Here is a 19,073-nt window from a genome sequence, read left to right as displayed (position 1 = left end):
ACACATGGAGTACACATAGTGTTCAATGCAATTCTCGATTTCTTATCGAATGGCGTAACAGGTGCTAGCGCCTGGCAGGTGGTCGTGTTCACGCTGGTCGTGACGCACATTACGATCGCCGCCGTGACTATCTACCTGCATCGTTGCCAGGCACACCGTGCCCTGGATCTGCACGCGATCCCGAGTCATTTTTTCCGTTTCTGGCTGTGGCTGACGACTGGCATGGTGACCAAGGAGTGGGCATCCATCCATCGCAAGCACCACGCCAAGTGCGATACCGAAGAGGACCCGCACAGCCCGGTCACCCGCGGCATCAAGAAAGTGTTCTGGGAAGGCGCCGAACTGTACCGCGCTGAATCGAAGAACCTGGAAACCATGGAAAAATTCGGCCATGGCACACCGGACGACTGGATCGAAAGAAACCTGTATACCAAGCACAGCGCTTACGGCATCGTCGCCATGCTGTTCATCGACCTGCTGCTGTTCGGCGTGGTCGGCCTGAGCGTGTGGGCAGTGCAGATGGTCTGGATCCCGATCACCGCCGCCGGCATCATCAACGGCATCGGCCACTACTGGGGCTACCGCAACTACGATTGCAATGACGCTGCCACCAACATCATTCCGTTCGGCATCATCATCGGCGGCGAAGAGCTGCATAACAACCATCATACATTCGGCACCTCGGCCAAGCTGTCGTCGAAGTGGTACGAGTTCGACATCGGCTGGATGTATATCCGGATCCTGGAAATCTGCGGCCTGGCCAAGGTCAAGAAGATTGCGCCGGCGCCGAAGTTCAACCACGCCAAGCTGGTACCTGACCTGGATACCCTGCAATCGGTGATCGCCAACCGTTACGACGTCATGGCCAAGTACGCCAAGTCGTTGAAGAATGCCTGGCATGAAGAGCGCGGTCAGCTGACAGACAAGGCCAAGCAGGGCGCGGTTTTCCTGAAGTCCTCGAAGAAATTGCTGCAGCGCGAACCGACCAAACTGGAAGCGCCGCAAAAGCAGCAGTTGACGGAGCTGTTCCTGCATAGCAAAGCATTGCAAACCATGCACGAAATGCGGGTTGAGCTGGGCGCCATCTGGGAACGTTCGCATTTCACGCGCGATCAGTTGCTGCATCAATTGCAGGACTGGTGCGCACGTGCCGAAGCGTCCGGCATCAAGTCGCTGCAGGATTTCTCGCTGCGCCTGCGTAGCTACTCTTGAGCTGACATAAGAGACGGTTCGCCGCTGCCAGTGCGGCGGCGGTCTTGATCAAGGAAACGGTCCATGCAAATCGGACCGTTTTTTTTCGCCTGGAATTTCTGTGCTGCGGCCGTTCTTCAAGTCTGCTTAGGACAGGCCGGTTTGCCGCAGACGTAAAAAAACCCCGCAGGAACATGCCTTGCGGGGCTTTTCGGAGCACAGATCAATTACTTGATCTTGGTCTCTTTGTATTCAACATGCTTACGAACCTTCGGGTCGAACTTCATGATCGACATTTTTTCCGGGGTTGTGCGCTTGTTCTTGGTAGTTGTGTAGAAATGACCTGTACCAGCGGTCGATTCCAGCTTGATTTTGTCGCGGCCTGATTTCGCCATGATTCTTCCTTTATTCTGCTAGTTAGACTTTTTCGCCACGAGCGCGCAAATCGGTCAACACGGCATCGATGCCGATTTTGTCGATTACGCGCAGACCGGCGTTGGACAAGCGCAGGGAGACCCAGCGATTTTCAGACTCAACGAAAATGCGGCGATTTTGCAAGTTAGGCAAAAAGCGACGTTTCGTCTTGTTGTTTGCATGGGAAACGTTGTTGCCGACCATCGGCCCCTTCCCGGTGACTTGGCAGACACGTGCCATGTTTTTACTCCTAAAAGATTTCCGAAACTGGAAAAAAGGAGAGTATATATAAAAAAACGAGATTTTTCAACGACTTGCAGAAAACAATTGTGTCTTCTGCGCGTTAAAAGATTTAACAATTTGTTTTGACCGATCTTTGGCCGCTCTTACAGCTGGCCATGCTCCGCAAATGAGTAGACCTGGGTGCCGGCAACGATGAAATGGTCCAGTACCCTGACGCCGATCAGGTCCAGCGCCTGTTTCAGGGTTTGCGTCAGCTGGTGGTCGGCGGTGCTGGGTTCGAGCGTGCCCGATGGGTGTAAGGTTGCATTCTCAACTGTCAACACACTTGCTTGGGTGGGCGGCTCCGGCAATACTAATAACTCTGCTTTAATTTCAGGAATTGCCCGGAAAGGGACAGAGCAGGTATTGCCCCTCAATTTAGGATTGCCGCTTCGTCTTGGATTTTCGACATGGTTCATCTTATTCGTAAGTCAGCGTTGCCTGCACCTTGCGCGATACCTGGATGCTTGCGCGAAACGGCTAAGCAGGCATTGACGTTTTCTTTGCGGGAACCGAGACCGCAGGGCTTTCCTCTGCTTTTTACGGCTGACATGCGGCTGATAGAGCCAGCAGTGGCGTTTCTACATGAGCATGCTGTTCTGCGTGCCCACAGTACCGACACTGTAAGAACATATGCTGAGATCCTATACGACTGGTTTGAGACACTAGAGCAAAACGAAATAAGCTGGAAAGATGCTGATGCCACTGATTTAGTCGCCTACCGCAACCGAATGATGCGGGAGGCAAGTGCACATACTGAGCGTCCGTACTGCGTTTCTACTATTAATCACCGCGTACGCGGAGTACTTAGATTTTATGAGTGGGCAGTTCGGATGCGTTGGTTAACCACCTCGCCCTTGTGCGGCCGGCACAATAATTTTAACGTCACAAAACGCATTGCGCCCAATCGAAAAGGCACCTTGGAGTCGGTTGAGCGCAGCCTTTTCGTATTGCGTCAGTTTGAACCATTGCCGAGGCCTTTTTCCCCTGAGCAGGTGCGTGAGCTTTTAGCTAAACTCCCGCCACCTTATGATTTGATGGCACGATGGCAACTTTACACGGGTCTACGTGTAAGTGAGTTGTTACGTCTAAAACGCAATGAGGTCGCTGGGTTAGATACAAGCTCCTTCAAGATTATTGAAGTTCTACGAAAAGGCCGTAAGGATGGGTATGTAATAGCGCCAGCGAGCCTTTTGGATGAGACTTTAGGGTATATCGAGAGCTATCGGCATGCTTGGTTGGAGCGAGCACGTCGTGCTGGACGCGCATCAGATTATTCCGAACTGTTCATAAATTCACGCGGTTCACGCGCTAGCAAAAATGCCTACCAACGAGTGATTCAAAAATCTGGTCTGGCTAGCGGGATTAGGGCTACAACGCATTTGTTGCGGGCGACTTTCGCATGCATGTTGTTGGCTCGCCTGGAACAGATGGCAAGCGGTGGCGTCGCAATCAATCCTCTATTGATTGTTAAGGTCCTCATGGGGCACGAACGTATTGAGACGACGGATCGTTACCTTCGCGCAATTGTCGTGGATGCCGACTCCATCAAGCAGGCTCTGGATGGTTTATTTCCGGAGGGCGAATAAGTGAGCAATCGTCGAACGCCAATACGGCGAGTGTTGCCAAAAGTAGACCTCGACAAGGCACGCTCCGGACATGCTGGTCGATTCGATGAAGCAAGAGTAGTTCGTAACACAGAGATCGACTTCGGTTCGTTGGGATTGCCTAAGGATGTCTGTGCAGAGCTCGTGGCGGCCTTTTGGAGCCATATTGGCATGCAATCCGAAAATTCAATTTTGACGCAGTGGTTTCACGTCAGGGTATTTGCGCGCTTCGCTCACGAAATGAACGTAATCCAGGTATTGGCGGATTTGAATGGGAATACGCTCGTACGCTACGTCGAATGGCTTAACACTCAAACCAAGGCGGACGGTTCCCCGTGGTCTAAATCGGGACGTGCTGGCCCCTATACAACTCTCCGCAAAATGCTCCAATGGATCGAGCGGTGCCGGCCAGGTGTTTTACCTGAGATCGAATATCCATTCAATCCATTTCCTTGGAGGAATCGGGATACTCCGTCGCGGAGTAAGATGCCGCCGCGCGCGATTCGCGACATCCTTCGAGCTTGCGAAAGCGACATTGTGGGGATTCGCGCGCGACGCGACGCCGTCCGCGTGCAACGAACAGTTGATTGCTGCTCCAAAGGTACGCTCGCCTGGCTTCTAGAGTCCATTGATCGTAATTGCGGCGGAATTGTACCAATGGCGACGCAACTCTCTAAGTCAGGGATGTATGACATCAGAATCGCCCTTGAGCGTTTCGGTGGCTTAAAGGGCGTCGAACCTTGCCTTTATCCACGCGCGGAATCGCTGCTCCCATACTACTTAGCGATTATGATCCACGCGGCAGGAAATCCCGACCCTATTGTGGAACTGCGCCGAGACTGCCTGCAGGCCATTCCGCTGCTCGATGAACGTCAAGCGCTTCTGTGGTTCAAGGCGCGAGCGAATGGCATGCAGCGGAGAACCTTCAGTAACTTGGATCCCTTCGAACCACCGGCTCTCGTGAAAGAAATAATTGACTGGAACGAGCGGCTCATCCCGTTTACTCCGGCCAAGATGCGTGACCGTTTGTTTATCTATAAAGGCATTCACGGAGTAACTTCGTTGTCGAGCAGTGCTGTAAAACATCTTCTTAAGTCGTTTTGCGAGCGGCACAATTTGCAGCTTTTTTCCCTAGCTTCGATTCGTCCAAGCGTGCTGACTAGTTTTTACCGAGCGTCAGGAGATCTGCGACGGGTAAAAAATATTGCCAATCACGCGCATATTTCAACAACGATACGATATGTCGAAACGCCTGAGGTTGTCGAACAAAATCGTGTTCGTATCGCTGAGCTCCAGCAAGCTTTTGTTGGGCACATTCAGAAGCGTAAGCCAGACGTTGTTTTGGCTAGACCTAGCCAAAACAGCCCAACATCCTTTGGTCGTGCTGTTTCTATGTTTGGCTTCGATTGCAGTGACCCCTTCGCGGGCTTAGCTCCTGGTTCTCATCGAGGCGAGATTTGTAATCAATTTATGGGATGTTTCACTTGTCCCAACGCGGTCATAACCTCCGATCCTCTAACCTTAGCTCGCTTGCTGCAAGCAAAAGATCATCTTAAACAGGCTGCAACGACCATGCATCCTGCGCGCTGGGAGGCTGTCTACGCCCCACAGTTACGCATCCTTGAGTACGATATTCTTCCCCGATTTGCTAGTGCTGAGCTCGCTTCGGCAGAGGCGATGCGAAAAAATTTGGCGGCGTTGCCGGATCTCCGATGACAGATCCGATGCAAAAAATTTCACTCATTCATCAAACGGCACGTGTCGTTGATCTCGATCATCACCTTGATCGTGAATGGTTTCTCCTAGATTCGGAATGGCCAGATGTGCTTTGGCGGTTCAAGCCCACTAACGTATTGGAGGAGTCGCGTTTAGTGATCATCCGTTGGGACTTCGGATTGCAGAATGGCTTAAATTTTACCGATGACCAATACGCGGCACTTCTGGAAACAAGCCGGCAACTTATTGCGCTTATCCGTAACTGCTCGCTGAGCACAGGTTTAGCTCAGCGAGCGAGCACCACAGTCGGGTATTTTTTATACTTACGGGAACTCATTCGCTGGATGCTGAGTGCCGGCTACGCAAGCTTCGGACAGCTGAATGCACAAGCCTTGCTTGAATTTCAGTACTACATTTCACAACGTAAGGGCGTCAAGCGGGCGACGTTGGCTCCTGCGACTATTCAGAAATATCTGTACCTTTTGATCTACCTCTTTCGCTTCCGTACTCAGCTTAACGATGGCCTATGCTTCGACCCATTTCCTGGGGTTAGCCTCGGGACGGTAGCAGGGGTTCGTGACAGGAACATCCGACGTTGGCCCTATACGCCGGATGCAATCGCGGTCCCTCTCATACAGCGCAGCATCGGGCTGGTTGAGGACGGCTGTTCAATGATTTTGCAGGCGAGGGATATTTATGCGGATGCAATCGCTGCGGCAATGGCCCGTGGCTTCTATGCTAAAGCATGCGACGACGCCGCCACTCGCGCATTGCGGCGGGCTGCGATCTCAATCCCGGGAACGTCAACTACAATTCTCTCAATCAGCGAATTAGCACAGTTAGTCGACATGCTTTACGCTGCATGTTTTATCGTAATTTCTTATTTGGTGGGTCCAAGGCTGAGCGAAATCTTACATTTGGAAGCGGGATGCGTGCGTCTACAAGGAGAAGGAAAAACTGCTGTCACTGTGATCGTTGGGACGATATTTAAGCGCCAACCGGAATATCATGGGCGCCCGCATGAATGGGTAGCGCCACCTGCAGCGGTTCAAGCCGTCCGAGTACTTGAGGCGCTCTCGGAAAATCATCGTCGGCATGCCCAACGACCTCAGCTATGGCTCCGTCGTAGCCATGCGCGCGGAGCTAGTGAGTGGCAAGTCCCCTGCCGAGGGACATTAACAATAACGTCGAATGAACGATTGCACAATTCGTTGAATCGTCTTGCGTTGTGGCTTGATTTACCAACGCATGACAATAAACCTTGGATGCTATCAGCGTACCAAGGTCGCAAAACGTTCGCCCGATATGCCGCGTTACGAGATCGTTCAGCACTTTTTGCCTTGGCGCAACACTTAGGGCACCGCGAACGCTCTGCGACCGATATCGGATACAGCGGCTCAGATTATCGCCTCAACGCTGAGATAGATGCCGAGATACTGGAGCAGTCCACGGGCGCCTGGGAGCATATGCTCACCTCCAGTGGTTTGGCCGGGCGCGCGGGAGCTGAAATTTTATCCAAGCGACCTCGTTTCCGCGGAGCGCGCATGAAGCTTGAGATCAGGGCTTATGCACGCATGCTAGTCGATGTGGGACTTACTCTTGGTGTGTGCGACTGGGGTTTCTGTATTTACAGGGAGCATTCTAGTGCCTGCTTGGGAAACGCTGCGGGACCTAATACTGAACGAAGAGAGCCATCGACCTGCGCAAACTGTGCCAACTTTGCAGTCTCAAACAAGCATCGACCGTATTGGACAGGACAACTTGATCGATGCAACGATATGCTTAACGAAATATCGTTGCCCTTACAGACGCTGAGGATTGTACGGGAGCGCATACAAGAGGCGCAGTTGATCATCCAGAAGTTAGATCAGAATCCGGAGGAGTCTGGTAATGGATAGCTCACCTAAGAAGGAAAGCGCACTCCCGTCCTCGGCTCAACGATTATTTCAGGCTTTGGCGGCGATGGCCGGTGACGGCGTCGAACTAACTGCATCTGCGCTTTGCGAGCGCGCAGGAATTTCCCGAAATGCGCTGTATCGATACAACCCTGAAATTGTTCAGCTATTGCACAAGCTAAAGAAAAAAGAAGTTGATACCACTGCTGAGACTAAGCACTTAATAGCGGCACTGCGTTCTGAGAACGACGCGCTGCGCTTGCAGATAACTCAGATCGCCGCATTGGTCGATCATTATTTCGCTGCATGGCAAGATGCCTCTGAACTGCTTAAGCGGCGTGAGAGCGATCTGACTCATCTTCGCAAATCCAACAACACTGAATTAGTATCAGTACGCAAATAGCTCTTGTGCTCGGAGCCGCTCGGACTTAAGAGGGAAGGCTTTTGCAATAGCGACCACATGACAGCGTAAAACAAGCCCTAGATCGATGCTATCTGCGGCCGGATTCGAGCAAACCTACCGCGTCTCTATGTTTTTCTTTACGGCAAAATTTGAAGGGGAAGTGGAAACTGTGAAATGGGCGCATTGAATATTAGTGACAAAGTATAAATTTCTGCGTGGAAATTATGTTAGCTTAGATAGCCCCCAATCATGGCTGCTGCATCGGAACTGATCATATTAGAGAGCGGACGAAATGCATATTGCATACTTTGAAATCCAGAACTATCGAAAATTAAAGCATTCTCGTATCAGTTTGACGGATCGTGAGACTGTATTCGTGGGCTCTAATAATAGTGGCAAGACGTCAGCGATGGACGCCTTAATTTTTTTTCTCGGTCAACGATCGAGGAAGACCATTTCAGATACAGAGCAGCCTTCTGGTGCAGGAAAAATAATCGCTGCTGATTTCACGTTATCAAACTGGAATGCTATCAATGAGTTCGGTATCACATGGCTGACCGCTGCTGCTCAAGGGATTACTCTGCCAGAATGGCAGTGCCTATGTCCCTCATTGGATATTTGGTTAGACGTGAAACCGGACGAGATCCATCGTGTCAGTCACCTTATTCCGACTTTGAAGTGGGCAGGGGGCACGCTTGGTGTCCGACTGGTGTATCAGCCAAAGGATATTGGCGCTTTAAAATCGGCATTTCTACTTGATTTTGAATCGGCAGCTAAGCTTTTGGAAACAGCCAAAAAGCAATTGCAGAATAAGCAGCCCGCCGACAGCCTTAAGTTATCGATATGGCCGTCGACCTTGCACAACTATCTAGAGCGTGAGATTTCGCGGCATTTCGAAATCAAGGCATATATTCTAGATCCGGCTAAAGCGCAGTATGTTGGCGGTAAACCTTCAATGCCGCAACTGTTAACGGATGATAATCCATCGCTGCCATATCCATTTAATGGACTTTTTAAGGTCGATATTATTGATGCCGCCAGAGGATTTTCGGATCCTAATTCATCAATCGCGGGAGGTAATAAGAGCGCTAGTGATTTGGCTTCTCAGATTAATAAATACTACAATCGTCATCTCAATCCCTCGGATTTGCCGGGCGATGAGGATCTTGATGCTCTCCGAGCGATAGCTGATGCGCAGCACATCTTTGATGAGCGGCTCAATAATGCCTTCAGCCCGACGTTAGGGGAGATCAAGAATTTGGGTTATCCTGGATTCAATGACCCGAGCATTCGACTGTCGAGTCGGGTAAATCCAATTGACAATCTCGATCACGAAGCATCCATACTTTTTGACCTGCAGAAACTAGCAGAAGATAAGAGTCTCCCTTTACTTTCGCTATCTGAAAAATACAACGGGCTCGGATACAAGAATTTAATCGCCATGGTCTTTCGGCTCGTCAGCTTTCGAGATCAATGGATGCGCGTAGGGAAAGCTGCGAAACGCCGCGTTGAAGAGGACGCGGTCATCGAGCCGCTGCATCTGGTCCTGATTGAAGAACCAGAAGCACATTTGCACGCACAAGTTCAGCAAGTATTTATCCGCAAGGCGTTTGACGTTTTGCGTAATCATCCTGATCTCAAGGAACCGTCCTCACTTACAACCCAGATGGTTGTAAGCACACACTCAAGTTACCTTGCGCATGAAATTGGTTTTGAGCGGCTTAGATACTTTAAGCGCAAAGCTGCAAAGCCTGGTGCTTTCATTCCGACTGCAGAGGTAGTGGATCTTGCCGAGACCTTTGGCGAGACAGCAAAGCAGGATGTCAATATCAAGCAGACCGCCCAATTTGTTGCGCGATATCTGAAGTCAACTCACTGCGATCTGTTTTTTGCCAATGGAATCATTTTGGTTGAAGGCGCCGCTGAGCGCATGCTGATCCCTCATTTCATCCGCAAGCACTACGATGGCCCCAAGGGTCTTAACCGTAGTTATATTTCGATATTAGAAGTCGGGGGTGCCCATGCACACCGATTGAAAGCACTGATTGAAAAATTGGGCATTCCTGCCCTAGTCATTACCGACACTGATGCTCTCGAGGCCAGGGTTAATGCTGAAGGAGAGAAGCTGCCAGCAATAGCTGTTCGTCCAGAACGAAATAAGGGATACAAGACTGGCAGCCATACGTTGAAAAACTGGATCTGTGTTGCTGATGACTCGTTGGACGCAGTGCTCGACTTGGGGGACGCGGCAAAGACAAAGGACCATGTTCATGCCGTGTATCAGTGCGGAATTCAAGTGGATTTTGACGGAACCGGCCCAGTAGAAGCGCTTCCCTACACGTTTGAGGATGCAATTGCTTTGACAAATCCAGAGCTCTTCAGGAACATTAAAAAGCCTGCTGGGATGATAGGTAAAATGCAGAAAGCGTTTGCGTGCGGCTCATTAGAAGAATGCTGCAAAGCTCTTTTTGTAGCCCTTAAAGAAGACAAAGCTGCAATGGCGCTAGACCTGATGTTTTGTGAGGACCCTGATCTACTCGCGGTCCCTAAATATATTAAGGACGGATTGGACTGGCTGCAAATTCAGCTTGAGATTGCAAGTAAAGACATTACACCAGAAGTGATCCTTGCCGCAGATATGGGGGGTGCGAAATGAGGGGAGAGCATGTGTGGGATGACCCGATTGACGAAAAAATTTATGGTTATCTGAACTTTGCGAAGCCCGAGAGTTTCATGTTACTTGCAGGAGCGGGTTCCGGAAAAACGAAAACGTTAGTTGCAGTGTTGGAAGCGATTAAGCAAGAGCACGCGTCACGCCTAGCTCTTGATGGACAACGCGTTGCGATCATAACTTATACGAATGCTGCCTGTGAGGAAATTAAGGATAGGCTGAAACGTGATCCTGCGTTTAGCGTATCAACTATTCACAGCTTTTCGTGGGAGTTGATCAAGTCCTTTACTCCGGACATCCGCGCATGGCTAAGAGAAAAATTTGTGGCCGACATAGCGAAACTCGATATCGATATCGGGCGCGCTCGTGATCTGGAAGGAGTGACGGCCAGAAGAAATATCAGGAGTAGGGAGGGGAAAAAGAAACGCTTGGAGTCGCTCGACACTGTATTGTCGTTTTCGTACACTCCAAATAGCATTAGTACAGAAGTAGGATCGGTTCACCATTCTGAAGTTGTTGGATTAGCGGCATATTTTCTAGCGAATGAGCCGCTGATGGGGCGAATCCTTGTGAATCAATTTCCAATTCTGTTAATCGACGAAACCCAGGACACCAATGCCGCGTTGCTGGATGCACTTATTGCCGTCCAGGCCGCAAACTCCAAGAACTTTAGTATTGGGCTTTTCGGGGATATGATGCAGCAGATTTTTGGTGGGGGGAAAACAGATCTGGTTGAAACGTTGCCGGTTACTTGGTTGAGACCCGAAAAGAAGATTAATTATCGTTGCCCCCGACGAGTTATAACGCTGATCAACAAAATCCGCTTGCTCGATGATCCTCATCAACAACATCCAGGCCCCGACTGCATCGAGGGTGCTGCGATTCTGTTTATAGCAAGCTCTGATAGCGCCAAGAGTAAGGCAGAGGTCGAGGCAATTGCGCGGCAAGAAATGGTGGATAGAACGAATGATGCGGGTTGGGAGTCAAAGCTTAAGGTCAAAACGCTCACACTAGAGCATCATATGGCTGCGGTTCGAGGGGGATTTGACGATTTTTTGGTTCCTTTTCTTGGGATCGACCACTTGAAAGACGCGGCGCTGAGTGGTGATAGTAAAGAGATCAAGTTCATCCGACATGTCTTCTTGCCACTTATAATCGCGATCAAATCTGGCGATGATTTCGCAACTGCAAAAGTGGTCCGCGACCACTCGCCGTTACTTAAGCCTGCGCACTTACGTGGTCACGCCGACCCCATCGGCGAAATTCGTGCAGCAAATATTGTTGTGGAACACGTGGCAACGGCTCTCGCAAAAAATCCTGAGTGCTCCATCATAAGCGTATTAAAAATAATTGAAGCGGGAAATCTTCTAACCATCCCGGATGACTTTCTTCCATATTTGATCGATAAGCCAAAGGGGCCTGAGGAAGGCGTGGAAGATAATGAGTTGGAAAGCGCCGAATCTAAAGCGTGGGATTCGGCTCTCAGTGCTGCAGTTGGTCAAGCAGAACGATATGTGGATTACATATCGGATTCCTCTAACTATGATACGCACCAAGGTGTGAAGGGCTTGCAGTACGAACGTGTCATGGTTGTGCTGGACGACGCGCAGGCGCGAGGTTCTGGTTTTAGCTACGAAAAATTGTTGGGTGCAAAGGCATTGTCAGCCGACGACTTGAAAAACGAACGCGAGGGCAAAGACACCGCCGTCAAGAAATCTCGGCGGCTGCTTTATGTGACTTGCAGCCGCGCTCAAAAGAGTTTGGCGGTTGTGGCATACAGCAAGGATCCACAGGCGATAAAGGACTATGTTGTTAAATCGAAATGGTTTGAGGTGGACGAAGTTGTTAGCATCGAGTGAAACAACTATTTGGATCTCGCTCTACTGTCAACCACTACTAGCTCCAAGGCTACTTCATCGGTGATCGCCGGTTATTTGCCTATTTTTTCAGACGTTGGTACAGATGGACTGCTGCGTCGATTATGGCTGACCTATCTTGACGGCAATTACCATGCTTACCAAGGGCTTGCGATAACCATAGATAGTGAAATGAAGGGTAAAGGCTGGCCCCCAAGCGTACTATCTATGCCACAAACGGCCAAAGGCAGATCGCTGAATTCATTTAGCAGCGGCGGGAACAACCTGCGATAAAACGTCATTTCCTGCATGTTGTCGTGTGTTAATATTAATTCATCAATAACAAACGCGCCTTGTCTTTCAGGCTTTCAGATGACTGCATTTTCTAAGAGCCAAGTTCCAGTTCCAGGAATTGGAGAAATTCACGTTTATGTGGGGATGCCCGATTGTCAAGCCTTCTATACATGGGTAATTGAAAATCTTTTAGAGCTGATGCATCCCTCGTTTGAAGCTCCGAATCCCCCTCTCGCCGCTATCACCACTGGTCAGATGGGTAATCTCGGAGAGGCGATCACCTTCCTCGTAGGTCAGTCAGATCGCTTTTCTGCAGAATCGTTTGTGTTTGCCCTTGGAAGTGCTCTTACTCCATTCAACCCGTCTGCTTTAACTGGTGTTGATATCACGATTGTATATCTCGACCCCAATGGAATTGTCGCAAATGACCGGCTCTTTATACAAGAAATAAAAACTACCGGCAAAGCCAATTTGGACTACTCAAAAGCGCTAATCGGTGACTATGAAAAATTGTTGGATACGACCGTTCCTACTCTATCGCTTATGTCCAGGGTAAGCGCTCTCAAATGCAAGCTTAAGTGGGAACATCGCTTTCCTGACGCCAAACTCAAGCGTGTAGAAGACTTGGCTCAGGTTGTGGCCGCTGATTGCTCTCGCATACGTTTGCTACCCACGCTAATCCACGACAGGGGTAGTAACCCTGTGTTGGCGCTGAGCCATGTGATGACCGAAATTCAAAAGCAGGGCTGGCCAACCGGCTGCATTGAAGCCTGGAGTATCTCGATATCCCAACTTAATGAAGCCCTCGTTCATATGGCTAATCGCAGGCGTTTTACAACATGAGAATGGTTCCGGAAAACGTAAATTTTTTAGCTAGCGCAGCATCATCTGCAGCCAAGGCGCGTCAAGCAACTCCGTCAGTGTTTACGTCGGATGGTCTGGACGTTGCCGTCGCATTAAAATGCATCGGAAGCTACCAGCTTGAAGGGACACAGGATGGTATGGATCTGCTAGACGATGAAGAAAATGCCTCGCCTTTAATTGCGGCGGCAAGAACCCTTCTATCGAGCGCAGAACATTTGAGTTTATCTGAATTCCCCGACCAGGTGAGCATTGACGCACTGCGTCTACACGCGGGAATTGCTCACGCTATGTATGGAAACTTTCCTAGCGCGCGAGCCGCTGTTTCCGATTTGCCTGAGACGTATTTCTGCCACAGTCCTATGCGATGCTTAGCTGCTGTGGTTATTAGCCCGACCAGCGACCTTGCGGTTCGCTATAAAGATCCAATAGACGGCGTCGAAAATTTCCGCTGGAATTGGTACCATGCACTTCGTAATGTTGATCGTGACCAAAGACAATTACACTTTTCCGAGGCGTTGAGGCTTCTTGGCGTGATTGCTCTAAATGCTGGAGATTCGTCGGACATGTCGTTGGCTTTAAGTGTCGACGTGTCGATGAAGCAGGCTTTTCGATTGGCAACCATCAACATGCTCCAGCTAGCGCCAGAGATACCAACGTGGTTTGTCATCAATACAGTTGCGTCGGGGATTGTTACGTTGCTCCCGCCTCAATATGATTTATTGATTCAACGTCGGATTGGCCGCTTGGGCAGTAACGGGCTACTTACTCTTCCCACAAGCACTGGTAAGACATTGATTGCAGAAGCCTGTATGGCTGCTGCATCAGCTGTTGACGGTATCAGTGTTTATGTAGCGCCGTATGTTGCTATCGGTGAACAAGTCCGTACTTCTCTCGCTAATAAAACGCGCGGAGAGATTCCAATTATTTCAATGTTTGGCGGATTTAAGTTTGAGTCAATTCAGGGCGGAGGACGTGCCATCCTTGTCATGACGCCAGAGCGATTTGATGCATGGCTGAGGGGGGCGGAGGATAGTCTCGAGAGTTTGCGTTTAGTGGTATTTGATGAAGTACACATTATTGAAAATGGCGTTCGAGGAGCGAGAGTCGAAGGCATGATTTCGCGTCTTCGGTTACTTCAACGACGACTTCCAAATCTGCGGATTCTCGGTCTTTCAGCTGTCCTCGCAGAGGCGGAGCGAATCAGTGCTTGGATGGGTGTAGACGTAGATAACTTACACCGCATTTCGTGGCGCCCGACCGCACGACGTTTAGCAGTTTGTCGTGCAAACGGAACTATGCAATGGGTTTATGGGAATGATGCACTCCGGCCAGCGATGCAGTCTCCAGATAGCCCAATTTCGCACAATGTTAACGTCGACCTACCTAACAATGTGGTGCCTCATCGCAACCCAGTTGTGTATGAGGAGCGTGCCTCGCAGAATGTGGCATCCGTCGGACTGAATTTGCTGCTACGTCTTAAGTCGCCGGGGCTAATCGTTTGTCGCACAAGAACCGATACAAGGATGTTGGCCAAGTCTATGTCACTCCAGCTTGCGCCTACAGGAGATGCTGAGGTGATTTCCATGGCAAACTCGATACGAGAAAGGTACAGCTGGCTAGAAACTTTGGCGAACTGTTTGCTTCATGAGGTGGCATATCATAATGCGTCACTTCCCTTTGACGTAAGGCGTGACGTGGAAGCGCTGACTCGGAATCGGAAGCTGCGAATTGTCTGCTCAACCACGACTTTGGCAGAAGGGGCTGATCTACCTTTTCGATGGACGTTGGTATCACATTGGCTTGGCGGTGACGGGCTTGCGATGAAGTCGATGACGTTCCGAAATATTGCCGGTCGCAGTGGGCGTGCCGGTGCGTTCACTGAGGGGGATACCGTTCTCTTCGAAAATACAGGCGGTCCTCCAGAAGCTTTCGCAGGTGGGTTCATGAAGGAAAAGCTGAACTCTGTAATGTTTAGTTCATCTGCGATTCAATCTACAGCTGGGGATGCCTATGTCAATTTGACTGACGAGGAGAGAATTCCGATTCAAGCTGCGTTCTCCTCGCAACTCCTAGCTGCGTTAAAGGAAAATCAGGGCGAGGACAATATCGTTGCGACTTTTGGGCGTACAACCTATGCGAATTTTAATCAAACGAACACTTTTATCGGGCCATTAATCGACAGTGCCTTGGCGGCGCTATTAGATCCAAACAAACCTGGCGGACCGTTCGCAGTCATGAATAGTCCCGTGCGCCTTACCGAGCTAGGAGAGGCCGCAAATAGGTCAGGGTTCTCACCTGAGTCTGCACATGAGATGCTGGCCTATTTATCTGATGGCGCCGTAAAACCGACAGGTAATGCCTTAATCGAACAATTACTCGTTGTTTTTGCGCAACTTGCGGAGCAGCAGAATTACCAATGGCGGAAAATAGTCGGACAGCCGAATCATCGGTATCCGCTCAAGCTTGCCGACATGCCTGAAGTGCTCGACAAGCTTGGACAGAAAAAGGATTTGAGAGCCATCTTTGAAGAGCTTCCCGCGCGCTTGCGTTCCGCGGCGGTGGAAAATACAGTGGACAAGCAGTTTGACAAATTCGTCTCGTTGGTCGACGGCCTAATTTTCAACTTCGTGCCTTGGTTGCTCAGAGCGATGTCTGTCCTAGCACCTTTCGGAAGCGTAGCAAGCCAATCAGTCGCTTGGGCGCAGTTAGCGCGTGACCTCGAACCGATCAGTGCCGGCGACGAATTGAATGATGACGCTTCGAATGAATAATTTTATCTTGGTCAAATAAGTCCTGATCAGTTTGCTAATACTGGTAAGGTCAACGCTAGCGAATCGTAGATGAATCTGTCAACGACTACCGGCGCGGATGGTCAATTTTACCGGAGTAGTTGTTTTTGCAATATCAGCTTGGAATCGATTTATTGGTGGCGACACAAAACAAATGCGATAAAATCAAAACGCTGCGAACGACTGGTATCGTTCAACGTTTAGGGATTGGCAGTTCAATTTCAATAAATAGGATTGGAAATTGTCTTTTTATTAAAGATGATGCCGAACTCAGATTTTCTTTCAGCTTTTATCTTTAGTTTCATTTCATAAGTCGCTTCATTCTGGAGCGAGCTTCCGAGACAAGACGGCACTCGTCTACTTTCCACGGAAAACGAGTGCCGATTTTGGTTTTGGGGGGCTTGTAAGTTTCCTATTGGCAACATGTGGTGTGGTCACAAATAAATATTAAATTTTGTGGCTATTGCCGCTCGCTTCCAGACAATGATCACCATCGGTGATCGCCGGTGTGACTCGACGGCCGCACCGTATTCTTAGTTGACACAATCTCTCTCAACATAATGGGTGGTTATGCGCCAGCATGACGCTGGCGGCATTGCGCGCCAGTGCCGCCTTGACCACTTCGCGCGGATAGACGCTGGCGTGGGTGAGGGTGCCGCGGAACAGTTCATCGGCGCAGATCAGTCGGTTCCTGACGTCCAGGAACAACACCAGGAAGGATTCATAGGGTTTGTTGGTCAGCAACAACTGCAGGTATTGCTTTACTGCAGCCGGGGCATCGAAGCTGCTGCCGGACTGCAGTTCTTCCGTCAGCGAACGCCGCCCCAGTTCCAGTACCGCCTGCAACTGGGCGAATTTAGCAGGCCCAAGACCGTTGATGGTGCAAAAATCGTCCAGCGAGGCGGAAAACAGCCGGTTCAGCGAACCGAAGTGGCTGCTCATCTCGCGTCCCAGATCGACCGCGCTTTTGCCGGCGGCGCCGACGCGTAGGAATACGGCCAGCAATTCGGCATCGGAAAGCGCCTGCGGCCCGAATTTGATCAGGCGCTCGCGCGGTCTTTGATCGGCAGGCCAGTCGATAATTGACATAGTTGGTTCCCCTAAGCGCGTCAGCTTGTCCAAGGTGGCTTACAATATCATCTTCAGATGAACGATTGCCTTTTTGTTAATGGTATTTTTGCCTAATTATGTCTAACTTGTCCCTGCCGGTTGTCACCGAAGCCTCCTATCTCACCTTGCATTACCGTCTAGCCTCGCAAGAGGGAGAGGATATTGTCAGTACCTTCAAGGAATCGCCCGCTACTTTGCAGTTCGGCATGGGGCAGTTGGCGCCATTCCTGGAAACCTGCCTGCTCGGTTTGCCCGAGGGTACGCACCAGACTTTCGACTTGCCGCCGGAGCAGGCTTTCGGTCCGCGCAATCCTGAACTGATCCAGCGCGTGTCGCGCGCTACGCTGCGCCAGAACTCTCAGCTGGGCGAGGAATACCGCATCGGCGACCTGGTCGAGTTTGCGGCGCCGGGCGGCGGCCAGTTCGCCGGCGTGCTGCGCGAGATCGACGAGCAGGGCGCCTTGTTCGATTTCAATCATCCGCTGGCCGGCCAGTCGCTCAAGTTTGAAGTAAAAATCATCGGCATCCTGTGATCGCCGCTGGAATGGATATGACTATGGATAAAGAAATATTGCTGGCGCAGCCGCGCGGCTTCTGTGCCGGCGTTGACCGTGCGATTGAAATCGTCGAGCGCGCGCTGGAAGAATTCGGCGCGCCGATCTACGTGCGCCACGAAATCGTCCACAATGCCTACGTGGTGGCGGACCTGCGCAACAAGGGCGCCATCTTCATCGAAGAGCTGGCCGACGTGCCGGCCGGGAATACCGTGATCTTTTCCGCCCACGGCGTTTCCAAGGCGGTGCAGGAAGAAGCTGAAGTGCGTGGCCTGAAAGTGTTCGACGCGACCTGTCCGCTGGTGACCAAGGTGCATATGGAAGTCGCCAAGATGCGCCGCGAGGGCCGCGAAATCGTCATGATCGGCCACGAAGGACATCCGGAAGTCGAGGGCACCATGGGCCAGACCGAGGGCGGCATGCACCTGGTCGAAACCGTGGCCGATGTCGCCAAGCTGCAGGTGGCGAATCCCGAACTGCTGGCTTATGTCTCGCAGACCACCTTGTCGGTGGACGATACGGCAGACGTGATTGCCGCGCTCAAGCAGCGCTTCCCCTTGATTACCGAGCCGAAGAAGGGCGATATCTGCTACGCCACTACCAATCGCCAACAGGCTGTGAAATTCATGGCGCCGCAGGTCGACGTGGTGATCGTGGTCGGCAGCCCCAACAGCTCCAACTCCAACCGCCTGCGCGAAGTGGCTGAGAAGCGCGGCACTGCTGCCTACATGGTGGATAACGCCGAGCAGATCGATCCGGCCTGGCTGCAGGGCAAGAGCCGCATCGGCGTGACAGCCGGCGCCTCAGCCCCCGAGATCCTGGTGCAAGCCGTGATCGACCGCCTGACCGCCTATGGCGCCAAGAGCGTACGCACGCTCGAGGGGGCCGAAGAAAACGTCATTTTCCCCATGCCCAAAGGGTTGGCGCGCGCCTGAGCGGGAGCCGGCGAACTGCAGTTCACTTGAGAATCCGCTGATTGTCATGGGCGACTGCAGTCTTGCCGCTGTTAGCCAGCCGCGAGCCAGCCTTTTAGTCGGCCTTAAATTTGCTCGGACATCCTCGCGCAAAGACCTCGCTGCCTCATTCTGGCGCGAAATTATATTCCGAATAAATCCCGCTTTTCCATCGATAGTTTTTTGTTTTCCTCGCTATCATTGCGGCGCTGCAGTTTGATTGTAAAAGCCTGTGCTGAACCGCCTTCAGCAAGGTAATATTGTGGTGCCGTCGGAGTTGATTATCGCTCAACGTTAGCTATAATCTGCACGGTCATGGTGCATTTGTCCATCGAGACAAGGCGCTTTAAGATAAAAACGCTCTTACATAAAGACGTAATAGGAGACAAACAAAATGTGTACCCCGTTCATCCTTCTTATTCCGGCTATTCACGCAATGCCAGATTACCTTTCCAGCTAGGCGGAAGGGCGCAT

13 protein-coding genes and 2 pseudogenes are annotated in these 19,073 nt (G+C 50.9%); 11 read left to right on the top strand and 4 right to left on the bottom strand.

The genetic code is table 11. The annotated features are described in order from the left end of the window. Positions 1–18: 18 nt before the first annotated feature. On the top strand, positions 19–1,212 hold the full coding sequence (locus CPter91_RS17640) for a DesA family fatty acid desaturase (RefSeq protein WP_061942463.1): 1,194 nt from the start codon (positions 19–21) through the stop codon (positions 1,210–1,212). 206 nt (positions 1,213–1,418) lie between these two features. On the opposite strand, the gene rpmG is transcribed toward CPter91_RS17640, so the two are convergent. From rpmG to CPter91_RS26275, 3 genes and pseudogenes are all read right to left on the bottom strand, one after another. After that, complete coding sequence (gene rpmG, locus CPter91_RS17635) at positions 1,419–1,586, bottom strand: 50S ribosomal protein L33 (RefSeq protein ID WP_009667251.1); 168 nt, start codon at positions 1,584–1,586, stop codon at positions 1,419–1,421. Positions 1,587–1,608: 22 nt separating this feature from the next. Continuing rightward, positions 1,609–1,845 (bottom strand): 50S ribosomal protein L28, encoded by a 237-nt coding sequence (rpmB, locus tag CPter91_RS17630; RefSeq protein ID WP_014005219.1) that lies wholly within the window; start codon positions 1,843–1,845, stop codon positions 1,609–1,611. 146 nt (positions 1,846–1,991) lie between these two features. Further along, a pseudogene (locus tag CPter91_RS26275) lies at positions 1,992–2,144 on the bottom strand (JAB domain-containing protein); the annotation flags it as partial. A gap of 153 nt (positions 2,145–2,297) precedes the next feature. Between CPter91_RS26275 and CPter91_RS25880 the strand changes: the two are divergent. The 8 genes from CPter91_RS25880 to CPter91_RS17590 all read left to right on the top strand — a co-directional run bounded on the left by CPter91_RS25880 (position 2,298) and on the right by CPter91_RS17590 (position 15,964). Next, positions 2,298–3,476, top strand: a complete 1,179-nt coding sequence (locus CPter91_RS25880) for a tyrosine-type recombinase/integrase (RefSeq protein WP_082792965.1) — start codon at positions 2,298–2,300, stop codon at positions 3,474–3,476. A 33-nt stretch (positions 3,477–3,509) separates the two neighbouring features. After that, positions 3,510–5,210: a tyrosine-type recombinase/integrase gene (locus tag CPter91_RS17620; protein ID WP_150119743.1), complete on the top strand. Its 1,701-nt coding sequence runs from the start codon at positions 3,510–3,512 to the stop codon at positions 5,208–5,210. Further along, a complete protein-coding gene (locus tag CPter91_RS17615) occupies positions 5,207–7,108 on the top strand; it encodes a hypothetical protein (RefSeq protein ID WP_061942458.1) in 1,902 nt (633 codons plus the stop codon). The genes CPter91_RS17620 and CPter91_RS17615 overlap by 4 nt, the downstream gene beginning before the upstream one ends. Continuing rightward, positions 7,101–7,508, top strand: a complete 408-nt coding sequence (locus tag CPter91_RS17610) for a hypothetical protein (RefSeq protein WP_061942456.1) — start codon at positions 7,101–7,103, stop codon at positions 7,506–7,508. Before CPter91_RS17615 ends, CPter91_RS17610 begins: the two co-directional genes overlap by 8 nt. A 292-nt stretch (positions 7,509–7,800) precedes the next feature. Then, positions 7,801–10,164: an AAA family ATPase gene (locus CPter91_RS17605; RefSeq protein WP_061942454.1), complete on the top strand. Its 2,364-nt coding sequence runs from the start codon at positions 7,801–7,803 to the stop codon at positions 10,162–10,164. Positions 10,165–10,175: 11 nt separating this feature from the next. Continuing rightward, on the top strand, positions 10,176–12,038 hold the full coding sequence (locus CPter91_RS17600) for a UvrD-helicase domain-containing protein (RefSeq protein WP_167595190.1): 1,863 nt from the start codon (positions 10,176–10,178) through the stop codon (positions 12,036–12,038). Between the two features lie 369 nt (positions 12,039–12,407). Continuing rightward, positions 12,408–13,172, top strand: coding sequence for a hypothetical protein (locus CPter91_RS17595; protein ID WP_150119742.1), 765 nt, complete (start codon positions 12,408–12,410; stop codon positions 13,170–13,172). After that, positions 13,169–15,964, top strand: coding sequence for a DEAD/DEAH box helicase (locus CPter91_RS17590; RefSeq protein ID WP_082792963.1), 2,796 nt, complete (start codon positions 13,169–13,171; stop codon positions 15,962–15,964). Before CPter91_RS17595 ends, CPter91_RS17590 begins: the two co-directional genes overlap by 4 nt. 579 nt (positions 15,965–16,543) lie before the next feature. On the opposite strand, the pseudogene radC reads toward CPter91_RS17590, so the two are convergent. Continuing rightward, positions 16,544–17,071: pseudogene (gene radC / locus CPter91_RS17585) on the bottom strand (RadC family protein); the annotation flags it as partial. A 98-nt stretch (positions 17,072–17,169) separates the two neighbouring features. On the opposite strand from radC, the gene CPter91_RS17580 reads away from it, so the two are divergent. Together CPter91_RS17580 and ispH are read left to right on the top strand one after the other, a co-directional pair. Next, entirely contained in the window at positions 17,170–17,625 is a 456-nt protein-coding gene (locus CPter91_RS17580; protein ID WP_061942446.1) for an FKBP-type peptidyl-prolyl cis-trans isomerase, read from the top strand. 23 nt (positions 17,626–17,648) lie between these two features. After that, on the top strand, positions 17,649–18,581 hold the full coding sequence (gene ispH / locus CPter91_RS17575; protein ID WP_061942444.1) for a 4-hydroxy-3-methylbut-2-enyl diphosphate reductase: 933 nt from the start codon (positions 17,649–17,651) through the stop codon (positions 18,579–18,581). The last annotated feature ends 492 nt before the right edge of the window (positions 18,582–19,073 follow it).

Source organism: Collimonas pratensis, from assembly GCF_001584185.1.
Lineage (GTDB): Bacteria > Pseudomonadota > Gammaproteobacteria > Burkholderiales > Burkholderiaceae_D > Collimonas > Collimonas pratensis.
Note: the sequence above shows the minus strand (reverse complement) of the source record. Positions and strands in the feature narration are given on the sequence as shown.

Coding starts and splice junctions, on each gene's coding strand:
- rpmB (WP_014005219.1), bottom strand. CDS start 1,845: ATGGCACGTGTCTGCCAAGTCACCGGGAAGGGGCCGATGGTCGGCAAC.
- CPter91_RS17595 (WP_150119742.1), top strand. CDS start 12,408: ATGACTGCATTTTCTAAGAGCCAAGTTCCAGTTCCAGGAATTGGAGAA.
- CPter91_RS17610 (WP_061942456.1), top strand. CDS start 7,101: ATGGATAGCTCACCTAAGAAGGAAAGCGCACTCCCGTCCTCGGCTCAA.
- ispH (WP_061942444.1), top strand. CDS start 17,649: ATGGATAAAGAAATATTGCTGGCGCAGCCGCGCGGCTTCTGTGCCGGC.
- rpmG (WP_009667251.1), bottom strand. CDS start 1,586: ATGGCGAAATCAGGCCGCGACAAAATCAAGCTGGAATCGACCGCTGGT.
- CPter91_RS25880 (WP_082792965.1), top strand. CDS start 2,298: ATGGTTCATCTTATTCGTAAGTCAGCGTTGCCTGCACCTTGCGCGATA.
- CPter91_RS17615 (WP_061942458.1), top strand. CDS start 5,207: ATGACAGATCCGATGCAAAAAATTTCACTCATTCATCAAACGGCACGT.
- CPter91_RS17605 (WP_061942454.1), top strand. CDS start 7,801: ATGCATATTGCATACTTTGAAATCCAGAACTATCGAAAATTAAAGCAT.
- CPter91_RS17590 (WP_082792963.1), top strand. CDS start 13,169: ATGAGAATGGTTCCGGAAAACGTAAATTTTTTAGCTAGCGCAGCATCA.
- CPter91_RS17580 (WP_061942446.1), top strand. CDS start 17,170: ATGTCTAACTTGTCCCTGCCGGTTGTCACCGAAGCCTCCTATCTCACC.